The sequence below is a fragment of the Rhodospirillales bacterium genome (genome assembly GCA_023898765.1).
Taxonomy (GTDB): domain Bacteria; phylum Pseudomonadota; class Alphaproteobacteria; order Micavibrionales; family Micavibrionaceae.
Genome location: CP060238.1, coordinates 1340644 through 1357259, shown reverse-complemented (window position 1 = coordinate 1357259; position 16616 = coordinate 1340644). Strand labels below are relative to the sequence as shown.

Annotated in this window: 15 protein-coding genes; 4 read left to right on the top strand and 11 right to left on the bottom strand. The window is 54.5% G+C overall.

Annotated features, from left to right (window positions below):
• Window positions 1-24: 24 nt before the first annotated feature.
• The gene (locus H6853_06525) at window positions 25-1257 is read left to right on the top strand and encodes a hypothetical protein (GenBank protein ID USO03186.1); all 1233 of its coding nucleotides are present in this window, start codon (window positions 25-27) and stop codon (window positions 1255-1257) included.
• Here H6853_06525 and H6853_06520 read toward each other — a convergent pair.
• The 7 genes from H6853_06520 to H6853_06490 all read right to left on the bottom strand — a co-directional run bounded on the left by H6853_06520 (window position 1216) and on the right by H6853_06490 (window position 9920).
• Complete coding sequence (locus tag H6853_06520; protein USO03185.1) at window positions 1216-1938, bottom strand: hypothetical protein; 723 nt, start codon at window positions 1936-1938, stop codon at window positions 1216-1218. The genes H6853_06525 and H6853_06520 overlap by 42 nt on opposite strands.
• 16 nt (window positions 1939-1954) lie before the next feature.
• The gene (locus H6853_06515) at window positions 1955-3841 is read right to left on the bottom strand and encodes an SLC13 family permease (protein ID USO03184.1); all 1887 of its coding nucleotides are present in this window, start codon (window positions 3839-3841) and stop codon (window positions 1955-1957) included.
• 47 nt (window positions 3842-3888) lie between these two features.
• Window positions 3889-6102, bottom strand: a complete 2214-nt coding sequence (locus H6853_06510) for an LPS-assembly protein LptD (GenBank protein USO04629.1) — start codon at window positions 6100-6102, stop codon at window positions 3889-3891.
• A 77-nt stretch (window positions 6103-6179) separates the two neighbouring features.
• Complete coding sequence (locus H6853_06505) at window positions 6180-7472, bottom strand: DEAD/DEAH box helicase (GenBank protein USO03183.1); 1293 nt, start codon at window positions 7470-7472, stop codon at window positions 6180-6182.
• Window positions 7469-8908, bottom strand: a complete 1440-nt coding sequence (locus tag H6853_06500) for a sodium/proline symporter (GenBank protein USO03182.1) — start codon at window positions 8906-8908, stop codon at window positions 7469-7471. The genes H6853_06505 and H6853_06500 overlap by 4 nt, the downstream gene beginning before the upstream one ends.
• A 2-nt stretch (window positions 8909-8910) precedes the next feature.
• Complete coding sequence (locus tag H6853_06495; protein USO03181.1) at window positions 8911-9294, bottom strand: hypothetical protein; 384 nt, start codon at window positions 9292-9294, stop codon at window positions 8911-8913.
• Window positions 9295-9338: 44 nt separating this feature from the next.
• Window positions 9339-9920: a DUF4402 domain-containing protein gene (locus H6853_06490; GenBank protein ID USO03180.1), complete on the bottom strand. Its 582-nt coding sequence runs from the start codon at window positions 9918-9920 to the stop codon at window positions 9339-9341.
• 103 nt (window positions 9921-10023) lie between these two features.
• Here H6853_06490 and bioD point away from each other — a divergent pair, with 103 nt between their 5' ends.
• Both bioD and bioA read left to right on the top strand, forming a co-directional pair.
• Window positions 10024-10632 carry a dethiobiotin synthase gene (bioD, locus tag H6853_06485; GenBank protein USO03179.1) on the top strand — a complete coding sequence of 203 codons (609 nt, stop codon included), beginning with the start codon at window positions 10024-10026 and terminating at the stop codon, window positions 10630-10632.
• 4 nt (window positions 10633-10636) lie between these two features.
• Window positions 10637-11956: an adenosylmethionine--8-amino-7-oxononanoate transaminase gene (gene bioA / locus H6853_06480; GenBank protein ID USO03178.1), complete on the top strand. Its 1320-nt coding sequence runs from the start codon at window positions 10637-10639 to the stop codon at window positions 11954-11956.
• Here bioA and H6853_06475 read toward each other — a convergent pair.
• Both H6853_06475 and H6853_06470 read right to left on the bottom strand, forming a co-directional pair.
• Complete coding sequence (locus H6853_06475; protein USO03177.1) at window positions 11932-12669, bottom strand: methyltransferase; 738 nt, start codon at window positions 12667-12669, stop codon at window positions 11932-11934. The two genes, bioA and H6853_06475, sit on opposite strands and share 25 nt — an antisense overlap.
• Window positions 12659-14533: an aminotransferase class I/II-fold pyridoxal phosphate-dependent enzyme gene (locus tag H6853_06470; protein ID USO03176.1), complete on the bottom strand. Its 1875-nt coding sequence runs from the start codon at window positions 14531-14533 to the stop codon at window positions 12659-12661. Before H6853_06470 ends, H6853_06475 begins: the two co-directional genes overlap by 11 nt.
• Window positions 14534-14575: 42 nt before the next feature.
• Here H6853_06470 and bioB point away from each other — a divergent pair, with 42 nt between their 5' ends.
• Window positions 14576-15550: a biotin synthase BioB gene (gene bioB, locus H6853_06465; protein USO03175.1), complete on the top strand. Its 975-nt coding sequence runs from the start codon at window positions 14576-14578 to the stop codon at window positions 15548-15550.
• On the opposite strand, the gene H6853_06460 is transcribed toward bioB, so the two are convergent.
• Window positions 15547-16086 (bottom strand): hypothetical protein, encoded by a 540-nt coding sequence (locus tag H6853_06460; GenBank protein ID USO03174.1) that lies wholly within the window; start codon window positions 16084-16086, stop codon window positions 15547-15549. The genes bioB and H6853_06460 overlap by 4 nt on opposite strands.
• Entirely contained in the window at window positions 16086-16577 is a 492-nt protein-coding gene (locus tag H6853_06455) for a response regulator (GenBank protein ID USO03173.1), read from the bottom strand. The genes H6853_06460 and H6853_06455 overlap by 1 nt, the downstream gene beginning before the upstream one ends.
• Window positions 16578-16616: the final 39 nt, after the last annotated feature.

The following is a 16616-nucleotide window of genomic DNA, read 5'->3' as shown; positions in this document are numbered from 1 at the left end:
GCAAGAAAACCGCAGGCCCGCACCATGACCATGCCCCGAAAACGCGCTCTTTTCATTCTCATTCCGGTTTTGGTCTTATCTGCCGTCTGGCTGTTTCTGGTTCCCTCTCTTGCCCGGGACAGAATTGAAGCCTTCCTGACCGAAGCCGGACAGAAAAGAGCCGCCATCGGCACCCTTTCGGTTCATCCTTCTTACATTCTGGCCACAGATATCCACCTCGATACGGACGGCTTCAATACCATCGACCGCCTGAAAGCCCGGATTGATTTTAAAACCCTGTCTTTACGCGATGTTGAAATAGGAACGCTTTCAACCGCCTATGAAATAACAGGCTTCCCCCCCTCTTTTCTGGCTTTAAGCCGTTTTCGCAACGCCCTGCCGGCCGGAAATTTTTCCATTCAAACCCTGCGCAGCGACTTCGCGACGCCTTACGGCGACATCAGGATCGAAAGCAACCTGAACATCTCTTCTGAAAAGGACGGGAAACGCGAAATCGAAGCCAAGGTCAAAGCTAGGCAATACCAGCTTGGTTTCGATACAAAATGGTCGGGATTTATCACCCCCGAAGGCGGCCTCCATCTGGAAGGAGACGTTCTGGACGGACGGCTGAATATCGGCCCCGCCCGCCTTGCGCGGCTATCCGGCTGGCTGACTTATACAGGGCAAAAAGACCCCGGCGCCCTCACCGGGCAGATTGACGCCGGAAGCGGGACCATGTTCGATCTTCCCCTGCAGAATATCGGACTTGTTCTGGGCGGGGATTTTCAAAATATTGACCTCCTGTTCCGCACGGGGCTATCCGGTCTTCCGGGGGTTGCCTTCAGCATCGACGCCCAAACGGGCCCGGAGCGCTCGATCTTTGAATCTGTCCTGAATATTCCAGACACAAAAAAGCTCTTCGCCTATCTGGAAAAAACGAAAAAAGGGAAAACGCCGCCGGAAACGCTACGGGACCTTGGCGCCGTTTCGGTCCATCTGGATTACCTCGAAGACAGGCGCTTTAAGGGAGGCCCCCTTCCTTTTTCCCTGACCGCCCTGAGGGAAGAAAAGAGCAGCCTGAACGGGCACCTGCTGTTTTATCCGGGCACACTGGACGTCAGAGGCTCTGCGGAAATGGACGAAGCCCTCGCCGGAGCCTTGCAGGATTATTTGTCTATTCCTGAAGAAAACCGCTCCGGCGGCGCGCTTCGGCTGGACGGTTCGGTGAAGGACCTTTTAAGGATAGGCACAGGAGTCGAAAACGACACGGGCGAATGACCGCGCCCCCGCTTCAATCGTAAAACGATATTCGCGCCCTTCCACCACGACGGAATGGCGCAAGGGAAGCGTTCCTTTTTTGGTTTCAAGAACCTCTCCGGCCTTAAAGCTGACGGTCACACTGCGCGCCGGATCGTACCAGGCCTCAGGATTCCCGTTTTCATTCTGCGCCGACACGCCGGTCCCGCTGACGACAATCGCACCGTCCGCGACAACCACGCTGCTCTTCGGCCCTTTGTGCGCCGGCGTCGTCACGACAAAACGCTTGGTTTCAGGCTCAACGCATCCCGTCGGCGGCCTTGCGCTGCGAATAAGAAAGGCAAGCCTTTGCGGGTCCATCCCGTCCGCAAGCTGCTCCCTTAAAAGTTTTGTAATATCCTGCATCGGCCCTTCCGGAAGCTGGGCCTCATATTCCTTTTTGATTTGTTCGTAACGCGTATTGGCGGTCTGCGCCTCCGCCCTGATTTCCGTCAGGGATTCTTGCAGCATTTTATTTTGCTGGGTTAAATCCCGCACCTGATCCTGAAAGGAAATATGCCTTTCCGCGGCATATTGCTGCCCCACCCAAAAGCCCGCAATCGCAGACATTCCAATCACAATAAGCATTGAAACGACCCTGCTGAAGCGTTGCATGGAACGCTCTTTATAGCGTGCGCCGGGATCATATCCACTCAAGCTCATCAGGCCCTCCTGCTACCTATAGCCCATAATAAAATTTTGCGATCAGAATATAGGCAATCCACAAAATAACGACAAGGGGCACACCGGCTTTCATAAAATCGCGAAAACGGTAATGGCCCGGCCCCATCACCAGAAGATTGGTTTTATACCCGATCGGCGAGGCAAAAGAGCAGTTCGCGGCAAACACGATCGTAATGGCAAAGATAAAGGGATCAACCCCAAGATCGATGGCCATATTTACGGCAATCGGCGTAAAGAGAATGGCGCAGGCATTGTTCGATAAAATATTGGTCACAAACGCAACAATAATAAAAAGCAGAGCGGCCATAATCAAAGGCTGGCCGGCAAAGGGCGCCAGCAAAAGAAGCTCCGCAATATATTGTGCCCCGTGGGATGCCTGCAGCGCCGTTCCAAGGGCCAGCATCGTTCCCACAAGAAGCAGGATTTTACGGTCGATGGCCCGCGTGGCCTGCCGGATATTCAGGCATCCCGTTGCAATCAGCAAAACAGCGCCCGTCACGGCCGCAACGGAAATAGACAAAATGCCCGTTGAGGCCGTCAAAACGGTTGCAAGAAAGATAAGCCCCGCAACAGGCGCCTTCTTGGGAATGGGCAGCTCTTTTTTGGAACCGGACAGAACAATCAAATTCGGATTGTCGCGCATGTCATTGATAGCGCCCTGGGAACCGGCGACAAGCAAAACATCCCCGGCTTCCAGACGAATGCGCCCAAGCCGCCGGCGCACGACCCGTGCACGGCGCTGGATCCCCAGCACAACGACACCGAACAGCCGATGAAACCCGGATTGGTCGATTGTCATGTCCACCATGCGTGAGGCCGGTGTAATCATCACTTCCGCCAGGATGCGTGTTTCGGCCACACGGGCATCCAGCTCCGTCGGCCGCCCGTCTTCGTCTTCCCCGGATAGCTGCGATTTGATCTCGATTGTCTTCTCTTCGTCTTCCGACAGAAGGAACCCCGGATATTTGGACAAAAGCCCCGCCAGAGAATCTTTGGTCGCCGCGACGATCAGGATATCTCCGCCCTCAATGACATATCCTTCGAATGGCGGCAAAATGAGGTGACCGGAGCGCTGGATAAGGCGAATATTCATGTCCGGGATAGCCGGAAAACGGCCGTCGACACATTCCATTCCGACCAGAGCGCTTTCCAGGGTCACGTCAAGCTCGGCAACAAACTCCTTTTCATCCCCCTGCAAACTGTCTTTTAAAGACCGGCGGTTCGGCACGAGTTTCGGCAGGACAAAAACGACATAGGCAAGCCCGGTGCCGGCCAGCATAAGCCCCGGCACGGTAAAATCAAAAAATCCCAACGGCTCGTACCCAAGCTCCATGAGGGAATTGGAAACCAGAAGGTTTGTGGAAGACCCCACCAATGTCAGCATCCCGCCAAGAATGGCTCCGTAACTGAGCGGCATCATCACCCGGCTGTCCGATATCCCGGCGGAAGCGGCAATGGCCTGCATAATGGGAATCGTAATCACGACCAAAGGCGTGTTATTTAAAAACGCGCTAAAAACCACGACAAACATCAAAACGCCAAAAACAGAGGCCCAGGCCGGGAGCCATTTGGTCTTCACGAAAAAGTTAATCAGCGGGCGCAGGGAGTCCGTATAAATAATGGCCTGCCCCATCACCAGAAGCGCCAGCACCGCCACCAGAGCGGGATTGGAAAAACCGGCCAGCAGCGATGTCGCGCTGAGCAGGTTGCGGCCATTGGCATCGGGCAGAGGGAAAAGCTGGCCGAAAAGCAAAAGGATTGTCAAAAGCAGGACGCTTGTCACATCCAGCGGAAATCTTTCCCGCGCATAGAAATAAATAGCCGCGCCGGTTAAAGCCAGCACAAACCACATATGAAAACCGGTATCAATAATTGAACTCACGCTGGATTTCCGTTTGTTATTGGACCTGATTGCACACGACAATAACCCTATTCGTCTGACTGACCTAAACTCACGCCGGACGTTTCAAATTCTCCAAGATTTTTCAGCCCCAGACGAAACATGATTTTTGTATCGCTGTCTCCGGAAGAATCGCTGGTTAATGTCCTCTCGGCAATCGCCGAAAGAGTAACGCACTGGCCAATATAGTCAATTCCATAGCTTGCCGCCCGAAGCCCCTCGTCTTCCCCCAGATCGTAGCGCACGGATCCGCCCACCGCCCAGTTTTTATGCAGGCGCAAATGCGCGCTTGTCCTGACCTGCTCCCGGGATTCGCTCAGGCTCGTCCCCTTCAGGGCATTCACGTAAAAATATTGTGTGCTGGTAGACAAAGGCCCTGTCGAGGTTTGAAGATCAACCTCGTGACGCTGGGAGGCCAAATTCGCATTTTCAAGCTGGAAACTGTAATCCAGATTGGCATAATCCCCCAGACCGAGAGACAGCTGTCCCACATAGTCCGAATCCTGGTCAGAAAGGCCGGACCCTTCCGGAAAAGGATTGTTCTTCTTGTCAAAACGGCGGCTTTGGCCGAAAAAGATTTCGCCGTAATACCCTTGATCCCCGTATAGCCCCGTCCGCAGGCCGTAGGTTGCGCGCCCACGGTCCTCGACCCTGTCATAGCCCGGAAACCTGTTGGGTTCAAAAAGCTTCAGGGAATCCAGATAGACATCCTGAGAGTCTTCGTTCGGAATCCGGTCGCTGACATTCACGTCCGTCCCCATGGTCAGCGCCGCAAGGGGTTCAACGACGAATTGCGCCTCTTCAAAATTTTTGACAACGGGATAGCTGCTTTGCAAATGCCCCTGCGCAAAACCGCGCAAGGCGGAAGATTTCCCGTTACGCCCAGATCCGACCGTCGCGACATCCCGGTCCCGCACATTGTAAGCGTCCCCGCGCGCCGTCAAATCAAGGCGGCTCACAAGCCCGCTGGCATGGACAAAGCGCCGCCGCCATCCTCCCTCCAGCGTCCCGCGGGTCATGTCCTGATCGTCCGTCCCGCGCTGCAACCCCAATGCGGAAACCCCCAGACTCCAACGCCCTCCCAAAGCCTGGTTCGGATCCCCCAGAAACCTGGCTTCCACCTCCGGCAATACGGCAGGCTGATCCACCTGGCGTTCGCTAATCCGGATATCCTGAAACGCCATAACCCTTGCGACAGCATAATCACGGCCTGAAAAGCGCTCGACATTCACTTCGCTTTCCAGCACGTCCTCGTTGCTAATGTCATACTGGTTCATATATTGATCGTCGGAGGCCACTTCCACCCGAAGGCCGCTGCGCCATTTTTCGTTAATCTCCCAGCGCCCGTCCGCAAAAAAATGCCCCCGTCCGGAATCGTCCTTTGCCTTCTCCCGCCCGGACACGCGGTCCGTCCTGTCGGAATAGGTCGCGCTGCCGTTAAGCTTGATTTCGGCATTCTCAAATCTTTGCCGGTACTCCCCGTTCAAAACCGGATTCACATCGGTAGAGACAAGCGCCCCGATCGTGGCGTCCTTGTCCGGCGCAATATCCCAGTAATATTCCTGCGCATAGCCGGTCCCCAGATAACTGTCAAACACGAGGCTTGGAACCAAAAACCCGCTTTTGCGTTTCACGCTGCCGTCGGGGTGGGCGAAATACGGCGTATAAGCCACGGGAACCCCGAAGGCTTCAAAACGCGCATCGCGGTATTCAATGCGGGCCTCTTCCTTGTCATGCGTAACCTCTCCCGCGCGCAGCTGCCAGACGGGCGGGCGCGAAGGATCTTCCTTACAAGGTTCACATGGCGTATAGGCCGCCTCTTTCATGACAATTTTCATGCCGGCGATGCGCTCACCCTCGCCGGCCCAAAATCTGGAGCCGTCCGCCATAAGCCCGTGCAACCCGCGCACAAAACCGTCTTTCATCTGGTTTTTTAATTCGAATTCGTCGGCAAAATAGGTATCGCCTTCGGGGTGGCTCAAAACGACATTTCCGATGGCGCGAACCGTATCCGTCCCCGTGTTATAGGTCATTTTATCCGCCTTCAGGATATAGCCGGCCTGAACCAGTTCGACATTGCCTTTGGCCGTAATAACCTGCCCGCTTTTATCATGCTCCAGACTGTCCGCCGTAAAATCAACCGGCGCCTGCGTTGAGATCGGCGATTTTCCTTCCAGCAACGTTTCCTGCGCCCACAGCTTTTGCCCCGCTCCGGAAAAGAGACACAGGACAAATAAAAACATAATAAGAAGAAGGCGAAACATTCTGGGATTCTTTGGGAAATAAGCCCTTGCGTCAAGAAAAGCTTGAAAAAGAGCCTCTAATTTTTAAAAAAGTCGGGAATATCGTCCCCGAAGCCCGTAGAATCTTCGGAAACCGCCTTGGAGGGAGGCTCTTTAAACGTCTTTTCAGGAGGTTTCTGAGACCTTTTTTCCGGCCTTTTTTCCGATGTCTTTTTCGGACGGTCCTGACTCTCGCCTCTGGAGGGGCTTTTTTCCGGTCCCAACGCAACTTTTTCAATCGGCTTCTTGATGAGTTTTTCAATCGCCGCCAAAAACTTTTCGTCACGCTCGCTCGCAAAACTCCAGGCCCGGCCCTTTTCTCCCGCCCGGCCCGTCCGGCCGATCCGGTGAACGTAATCATCCGGGCTCATCGGAAGATCGTAGTTGAAGACATGTGAAACGCCCTTCACGTCAAGACCGCGTGCCGCCACGTCGCTGCAAATCAAAAGGGTGACTTTATCGTCCTTGAAATCCTGCAGGGTTTCCGTCCGCCTGACCTGCGGCATATCGCCGTGAAGCGGGGCGGCTTTATACCCCTTTCCCTTTAAAAACTTTGCCAGCGGATCTATATCCTTTTTCCGGTTCAAAAAGATGAAAGCGTTTTTGACCTCTTCTTTTTTCAGAATTTTCAACAGCGCGCCTTCTTTGCCCCGCGGGGAGATTTCAACCAGAAACTGTTCCACATTTTCGGCCGGGGACGCCGGCGGGGCCACAGATACTTCCTTTGGATTGCTCAGGAACTTTTTGGTCAGGCCCTTGATCTCGGGCGGCATCGTGGCGGAAAAAAGAAGCGTTTGACGCACTGGCGGAATGAAGGAAACAATTTTTTCAATGTCCGGAATAAATCCCATATCGAGCATCCGGTCCGCTTCGTCGATTACCAGGATTTTAATATCGTTGAGCAGGACGGAACCGCGATCAAACAAATCCAGCAGGCGGCCCGGCGTCGCGATCAGAACATCCACGCCCTTATCCAGCAGTTTTGTCTGCTCCGCCATGGAGGACCCGCCGACAAGAAGCGCCTTGCTCAATTTGTGATATTTGCCGTAAGTGTCAAAATTTTCCGCTACCTGCGCCGCGAGTTCCCGCGTGGGCTCCAGCACAAGGGAACGCGGCATCCGCATCCGCGCGCGCCCCCCGCTCAAAGCTTCGATCATCGGCAGGGTAAACCCGGCTGTCTTTCCGGTGCCTGTCTGGGCAAGCCCCACCACGTCCCGCGTCATCAGGATAGGCGGAATAGCCTGTTCCTGAATAGGCGTGGGATTTTCATAGCCACATTCCCTGATAGCTTTGAGCGTTTCGTCGCTCAGACCGAGATCTTCAAACTTCATTGCGCTTTAGACCTACTGGAAACAAAAGGCTTTCGCAAGGCCTGCGGCGCTTTTAACCACAAAAGCAGACCAATCCCGTAAACGGCAAAGGCCGCTGCGATGCCGGGAAGCGCATCGTAAACATGCACATGATAGCCCAGCAGACGCCAGCCGATACCGGCGGCCAGACCGGCCGCCATCATGCAAAGCGCCAAAATCTGCGTTACCGGCCAGTGCAAAACCCGCACGATCATAAGCGGCGCAAACCCCGCCCCCATAATGGTAATGGCAAAAAGAACCAGGTCAAAAACGCTCTTGCTGCCCGTCAAAGCCAGAATCAGGGCCACAACCGTTACGCTCAGGGTGCTGAGTTTCAAAAAGATGTAGGAGTCTTTGTGTTTTTTAAAAATATCCCGGGACAGGGAGGCCGTGCAGCTTAAAACCAGGGAATCCGCCGTTGAAATGGTGCCGGCAAAAATGCCCGCCAGAATAACGCCCACGAGGATATCCGGCAGCATCGTTTCGGCAAGCTGGGGCAAGGCCAGTTCCTTGTCGAAATCCGCCGCGTCCGGCACCAATATGCGCGTGCACAGCGCCACGATATAGGCGGTAATATAAAAAGCAGCGTACGAGCCCTGATACCAGGCTATCGCCTTTCGCGTATCCTTCGATTTTTTCAGCGTCATAAACCGCACCATGACATGCGGAAAACCGATAAAGCTGAAACCGAGCGACAGCCACCCCAGAATAAAAAGGAACGCGCCGAACATCGTATTTTCGGGAAAAATATCCACGAGGGCCGGATCAATCGCCTGCAGTTTTTCATACAGCCCTGAAAATCCGCCGATCGCCGTCAGGGACACAACCGCAAGCAACGCCATGGCGCCGTACATCACCATGATCTGCGCCACATCCGTCCAGATGGATGCGCGTATCCCCCCCGCGAAACAATAAAGAACCACGATAATCGCTCCCAGAACGGCGCCGGCGCCGTATTCCCAGCCAAACAGAACGTGCAGGGCCTTGCTGCCGGCGGTAAGCTGCGCCGTCGCGTAGAGAATAACCGCGAAAATACTCACAAGCCCTATGACCGTCTGAAGGAGCCTCGGATTTTTTCCGATGCCTGTCGCCAGATATTCCGAATAAGACGCCACCCCGCGCCTTTGGGTAAAAACCCTGAAACGGCGCGTTACGATAGCGAAGGCGATCAAAGAGCCGAAAACCGCGCCGAAAACAAACCACGCGCCGGGCAGCCCCATCATGTAGCCAAATCCGATAATCCCCGTAAAGCCAAAGCCGCTCGCGGTAGAGGCCGCGCCGGACAGACCGACAAACGCAGGCGAAATTTCACGGCTGGCCAGAAGATAATCTTCTGCGGATTTACGGCGCCTGCGCACGGACAGCAGCCCGACAAACAGGAAAAATGCTAGAAAGGCGAGAAAACTGTAAAGAACCACGTTTAGTGACCGTAGTGAAAGACGCCGTAGATCAGGACGTTAAAAACGAACAAAACCGTCGCGGCTTTCAGGACAATATGCGCTTTTCTCTTTTGTGGCGTGCAGGGGCCGTGTTCACAGCCCGTATCGTGGCAGTCCATACGCGCGCTTACCGCGTCGATAACCCACCCCAAAGCCACAACCGCGCCGGAAAAGGAAATCAACGGAATCTCCCACGCATGGATCATCTCGTGCATCTTATACAAAAACGGCGGCATGGCCCCCACAAGCCCCAGACCGACAAACAGGCTCACGATACTGAACACCGTCGGCAACACGCAGCAAAACAGGTGCGACATTTCCGTCAGCACCAGCGTGTAGAGCAGTGGTTTTTTAATCCGTTGCATGATGAGATAGGTTCTAGCCCCGATCCCCCGGAAAATCAAGTCTGTTAATAGCTCACGCTGATATCGAAGCTGCCGGAATAGAGCCCGTCCAGATATTGCGGCGGGCCGGGAACGGTGGTCAGGGTAAACCCATAGTTAAACGTCATATCTCCCGCACCGTCCGTCATGGGCGCCCCCCCGGCATCATGCGTGAACCCCCCGAGCAAAATAGCCGGGTTCCCGCCGCCGCACGCCGCGCAGGTCAAATCCACCACATTGAAAAAATTGATCGTAAGGGGCGTGTTGGGCGCCGCGTTGGACACGCTGAACTGTCCCGCCGTTGTGCCGGAGCTATCGACAATAATCACCTGCGAATTATTCGGCGCGGATGTGGTCAGGGTGCCATCCGGCGCCAGCGTAATCGTGGAGATATCCGGACCGCCGACATCCGTAAAGACGGCTGAAATCCCGACATCCGCAACGGTCACTTCGGTAAAGGTAAATGTGTTCTGGACGGTCAGGTTTGCGGTCGCGCCCGCCACCTGCTGCGACTGCGCACAGGCCGGTAAGGGCACGCCCCCGAACAAAAGGGCTGTGCTTCCCCACAATACAGCGGAAAACAGCTTCCTAGCTTTTTTGCAAACCATTCCTTGGCTCCTTGAAACGGACTCTAAAGAAAAACGCCCTCCCTTCAATCGCCTGAGGAATCTTTTTTGTACTTATCAAGAGATTCCTCTACATATTGTGCCCATGAAAGGTTTTTTCGTTACAGGAACGGATACGGACGTCGGCAAAACGCTCGCCAGCGCCTGGCTTATGCTGAAACTGGAAGGCGTATACTGGAAGCCCGTTCAGTGCGGTCTGGAAGTCCCGACAGATGAAGATTTCGTACGGAAAATCACACAACTTTCCAAAGCACACTTTATCGATTCCGTTCACAGGCTTCAGGCCCCGCTGTCTCCGCATGAAGCCGCGAAACGTGAAAACGTGCATATTGCGCTCGACGACTTTTCCCTCCCTGCCGCCGACCATCCTTTCATTGTAGAAGGAGCCGGGGGACTGATGGTGCCGCTGAATGAAAAAGAGATGATGATCGACCTGATTGAAAGACTGGCCCTGCCCGCCATCCTTGTCTGCCGGAGCGGTCTGGGGACCATCAATCACACCCTTCTTTCGCTTGAAGCGCTGCGCAAAAGGAACCTGCCTGTCGCGGGACTGATCATCAGCGGCCCCAAAACACCGCATAACCGGCAGGCGCTGGCGGAGTATGGCGGCGTGCCGATCATCGCCGAAATAGATTATCTCGACCCTGTCGACAGGGAGTCCCTCCTTCGAATTAAGCCGGAGGTGAAGCTTTAAGGACATGAAAAACTGGTGTGAAAAAGACAAGAAATATATCTGGCACCCTTTTACCCAGCACGCCACAGAGCGCGACCCCGTTGTCATTACCTCCGCCAGGGGCGCCTGCCTGTACGACGAACAGGGCCATGAAATACTGGATATGATTTCCTCCTGGTGGACCTGCGTTCACGGCCATGCACATCCTGCAATCAACGAGGCCCTGCGCGATCAGGCTGCCAGAATGGAACATGTGATGTTTGCAGGATTTTCCCACCCCCCTGCGATCGATCTTGCCGAAATGCTGGCGCAAATTCTGCCCGGAGATTTAAACCACACCTTCTTTTCGGACAACGGCTCCACGGCGGTCGAAGTGGCCCTCAAACTTTCCTATCAATACTGGAAAAACAAAGGCGAAGACGGCCGCACAAAATTCCTGGCTTTTGAAGGCGCCTATCACGGCGACACAATAGGCGCGATGTCGGCAGGAAAAAGCTGCGGCTTTTTCAATGTCTGGCAGGATTTGCTCTTTTGCGTCGACACCGTGCCCTACCCCCACACATGGGACGGCGATAACGACATTCAGGCCAAAGAAGACCGGGCGCTTGAGATATTTAAAAAACATCTTCAGGCCCACAGGAATGAAACGGCGGCCCTGATTGTGGAACCTCTCATGCAGGGCGCCGCCGGCATTCGCTTCTGCCGTCCCGCCTTCATGAAACGGGTTACAGACCTTGCCCGGGACGCCGGCCTTCTTATCGTTTATGATGAAGTGGCTGTCGGCTTCGGGCGCTCCGGCGAGATGTTCGCCTGTGAAAAAATCGGGGTGACGCCGGATATTATCTGCCTCTCGAAAGCTTTAACGGCCGGCTATATGCCCTTATCCGTCACGGTTGCCAGAGATCATGTTTACGAATCCTTTTTAGACAACGATTTTAAAAAGGCGTTTGCACACGGACACACCTTCACGGCCAACCCGCTGGCCTGCGCCGTGGCGCTCAAATCACTGGACCTGTTCGACACGGAAAAAACGATGGAACGGGTCGCGCACCTTGAAGCCCGGCACCGCGCACAGCTTCCGGCGCTTCAGGCTTTGCCGGACATTTACATGCCCCGCGTGATGGGGCCCGTCATGGCCTTTAATCTGGCGGACGAACGCGGCGATTACAAAAGCAGGGAAGGCGAATTTCTTCGCGACTGGTATTTATCCCACGGCCTGAACATCCGCCCGCTGGGAAATGCGGTTTACATCATGCCGCCTTATTGCATCAGCGATGCGCAATTAGACCGCGCCTATGAAGGAATCTTCGAAGGACTGCATCAACGCGCAAAAACCTTCGCCTGAGCTTCCAGACATCCGTAAACAATGTGCCAGCGAATCCGGCCCTGATATGTTTCATCGAAATGCCGGCAGACCCGCCGCATCGCCGCCGGATGAAGGGGCGTATAATTCTCCGCCGGTTGATGGGCCCCTATCGCCTTCAGCGCCTTTAAAAACCCGAGTGCATCACCGTAATCTATTTCAATTTTTTCCTCGCTGATGATTCCCGGCCACGCAGACAAAGCCAGCAGCCCCGATGAAACGCCCGCCTCCTGCGTCACGGCGCGCCATTCGGCAAAACTCTCCTGCCCGAGCGTTGCATAGTAAAGCCTGCCTTCCGGTTTGAGGTGTTTTTGCAACGCCTTCAGACTCTTCTGCGGCGACGCAAACCACTGGACAGCCATACTGGAAACAATGAGATCGTATTGCTTTTCCAGAGACGGATTTTCGCCATCCATAACTTCAAAAACCGCGCGTTCGTCTCCATGAAATTTTTCCGCCGCGACGGAAACCATCTCCGGCGCAATATCCGTGATATGAAACCGCCCGTCTTTATATTTCTGAAAAAGCGCCGCCGTCAGAAACCCCGTCCCGCACCCGATCTCCAGAATATCGGGGGCTCCCAGACCCGGAAGCTGCCGGGCCAGTTTCCGTGCGACCTCTTTTTGCAACGGCGCACAGCGGTCATATTGGCGGGCCTTTTGCCCGAAGGAATCTGCAACGTTCTCAAAGCCCATCCAGAAATTCCTGTATTTGCCAGGCGCACCAGCCCGGATCGTTCAAAGGCAGGACATGCCCTCCGCTATCGCTCCAGCGCAGGTTGTAATCCCCCCAGATGGCCCTGGTCATGTCTTCAGGAACGATCCTGTCGTCTTTTGCCGCCAGAACCATCGCCGGACATGCCAGCGTCCCCAGCCCATGGCGCTCATCCCACGTTGCAAGCCACTCCAGTCCTTCCTCCAGCCTCGGAACGTTCAGCTTGTCCTCCATATAAAAAGCGCTCGTCCCGCAGGCTTTCCAAAATTCCTGCATTTGCCGCCAGGGTTTCCGCGCCAGATTTTTTTTCATCGCTTCAATTTCACGTACAGGACGATGCTTGAAGAAACAGTCAAACCCGCTGATAGACACCAGCCCCTTAAACGATTTTTTTCTCTGTCTTAAAAGCCACATCACCCCGAGGGAGTGACCGATCACCACGGAATTTTCCGGGATATCTCCGGTGGAATTTTCAAACCCTTTGATAAACCCCAGATCGACAAAATGTTTATTCGCCCCTTTAAGACGATCCGCCACGTCCATCCATATGCCGGCCTGAAACCCCCAGCCATGGACGAACACAACGTTCTGCAAGCCATTCCCTTTCGAAGAGAGCGTTTTTTTCTCAACCGCCTTTTCTTTTTGCGGCGGTTTTTCCGAAGAAGGCTGAAGGAGAAATGTCTGTCCTTCTTTTCCATCCAGCACATTCAACACCCGGTCCAGGTCCTCGTGCGTATGGACGCTGGAAAGCGCAAAACGGATGCGGGCCTCGTTCTCCGGAACGGTTGGCGGGCGGATCGCGCCGGCCCAGATACCGGCTTTTTTAAGACGGGCGCTCATGTCAAGGGAGCGCTCCGCACTGCCGACAATCACAGGCACGATATGGGTCGCCGACTGCCCCGTCTCAAACCCGAGCGCCCTCAAGCCCTTCCTTAAATCCGATCCGAGGGCGGCAACATGCTCCCTCTCGGCCGGCATGCCCGGCACAAGGTCCAAAGCCGCATCAATAGCCCCCAGAACGGACGGCGGCAAAGCGCTTGCATAAATCAAACCGGCGCACCGGTTCACCAGGAAAGTCTTCAGCATCTCCGAACAGGCAATATAGGCGCCAAAACTGCCCATCGCCTTGCTGAACGTGCCGATGACCAGATCCGCTTTCATGGCCAGCCCGCGCCCCCGAAGCCCCAGAACGCCGGTTGCGTGCGCTTCGTCACAAATGACAAAACAGCCGTACCGCTCTGCCAGTACGTTGATTTCCGACAGCGGCGCGATATCCCCGTCCATGCTGAAAACGCTTTCCGTCAGAATGAATTTCGGACGGCCGGAATCTTTGTACTTCTCCAGCAAAGAGGCCAGATGCGCCATATCATTGTGGCGGTAGCGAATTTGCCGCACGCCGGCGACCGCGCAGCCTATATGCATGCTGGCATGGTTCAGCCTGTCCGAAAAAACGTCCGGATCGTCTCCCAGGATTTTGGAATCAAACAAAGCGGGCAGAACGCTCGCATTGGCCAAAAAGCCGGACCCCATAATCAGGGCCGCTTCCTTTCCCTTAAGATCGGCAACCTTTTTCTCCAGACCCGCAAAAACCTCAAGATTTCCGGTCACCAGACGCGAGGCGCCGGACCCCGCCCCGTATTTTTCACTCCACACGTTCGCGCGCCCAATCAATTCGGGATGAAAGCGCAGCCCCAGATAGTCGTTGCTGGAGAGGTTAAGATATGTCTGCCCCCCGGAATCCAGAAAGCGGCTCTGCGTGCATGACACATCCTGCAATTGACGAAAAAGGCCTTTTTCTTGCCTTTTGTCTATAAAAGCGGCATAAGCTCTTTCGATTTTGTTCATAATCTCGTACGACTACATAAAGGAAACGGGGTATAGAATAGCATGCAACACGCGCAAAAAAAGACCGATTTACGTCACGACTGGAAGACAGAGGAAATTCTGGACCTTCTTGAGCAAAAACCTTTGATGGACCTGCTCTATCAGGCCCAAAGCGTTCACAGGCAATTTCACGAAGACGGGACGATCCAGCTTGCCAGCCTGCTCAGCCTGAAAACAGGCTCCTGCCCGGAAGACTGCAAATACTGTCCGCAGTCGGCCCATCACGCGAAAAAGACGAAGCTTCAAAAAGAAACGCTCATGGATGTGGAGGCCGTCCTTGAAAAAGCCAAAATGGCCAAAGACGCCGGCGCCTCGCGTTTTTGCATGGGCGCGGCCTGGCGACAAGTCCGCGACGGAGAGGAGTTCGACAACGTCATCGAAATGGTGCGCGGCGTCACCGATATGGGGATGGAAGCCTGCGTGACCCTTGGAATGCTGAACGCGCAGCAGGCAAACCGTCTGGCGGAGGCCGGACTGAAGGCCTACAACCACAATCTGGATACCTCGCCGGAATTTTACGATAAAATCATCACCACGCGCACCTTTCAGGACCGGCTGGACACGCTGGATCTTGTCAGAAAGGCCGGCATCACGATTTGCAGCGGCGGGATTATCGGCATGGGGGAAAGCCTGCGGGACCGCGCGCGTATGATCCAGATTCTGGCCGGACTGAACCCCCACCCCGAAAGCGTTCCCCTGAATGCGCTGGTACCCGTCAAAGGCACGCCGCTTGAAGACCGCCCGCCGGTCGACCCGCTCGAAATGGTCCGCATGATTGCCACGACGCGCATTGTTATGCCCCGCGCGCGCGTGCGCCTGTCCGCAGGACGGCAGGATTATTCGAAGGAAGCGCAAATCCTGTGCCTTATGGCCGGGGCGAATTCTATTTTTTACGGGGAAAAACTCCTCACCACAGCCAACAACGACGCGGCGGAAGACATGAAGATGATCCGCGAGGCCGGCCTTAAGACAGCCTAACTTCGGCGCGTTATTTTATAAGAGAAAACATCCTCTTCCGGAACGTCCTCATACTCTTCCGGTCCCAGATGCGACATCGGGTTTTCTTTCGCCTGAACCTGTTTAACGATGTCATAGGCCTTTTTATACTCAGGCGAATTCAGCTTTTCGATAAGCCTGCACAGCGCCTTATCCTCTTCCATGATGCGTTCGTAATGGACCTTGATCTGCCTGGGAATGACCAGAAGTATATCTTCTATCCGCTTCATGTCTTCTTCGGAAATGCCGTGCTCTTCAAAGGCAGAGATAATGCTCCCCCACAGATCGTCGTATTTCCTCGCGTCATCCAGAGGAGAGTCTTTCTCCTCTGCCCCCAAACGTCCTGAAATCCCCCTGATTTCTTCAAGGTTTTTCGCCGTCGCTTCCTGTGCGATCTGGAGCTTCTTGAGAACGACGCTGTGATGCTTGATATAATGGTCAAGGACAAGCTTCATAACCTCATGAGACGTCTCACGATCCGGCATATCCGTCATATAATTTTTCGTATTATCTGACATCAGGCTTCATCCTCGCGTCTTTCTTCCCCATGGTAGTCAGGGTCGTCTTTCCTCCGTCTTTCCGGCCCGAAGAAAGCGCTGCACTCCACAAACTTACGCGGTTTATTGACAACATAAGAAATACGCTTGGCCAGATCGTTGGCCGAAAAAGGCTTGATAAGAAGTTCGGACACGCCGCTATCGCGCGCCCGGTTTACCCACTCGAGGCCGATATGGCCGCTGGCCAGAATAATCGGCACTTTTCTGTTCGGCGACTTTGAATCCATCCTGATTTTTTTTGTAAGCTCAATGCCGTCCATGGGCTCCATCTGCCAGTCGGTAATCACGAGATCGTGATTATGTTCGCAAAAAAGCTCAAACCCCTGTTCACCATTTTCCGCCGTGTCGACGCGCCCGACTTCAAGGGCCTGAAGCACCGCCGCCATGATTTTAAGCATGGGCGGAGAATCCTCCACGAGCAAAATGCTAAGTTTTTTGAAATTAAAAGCCATTGCGACTGTTAGACATGATTCCCTTCAGCGGCTTCTATT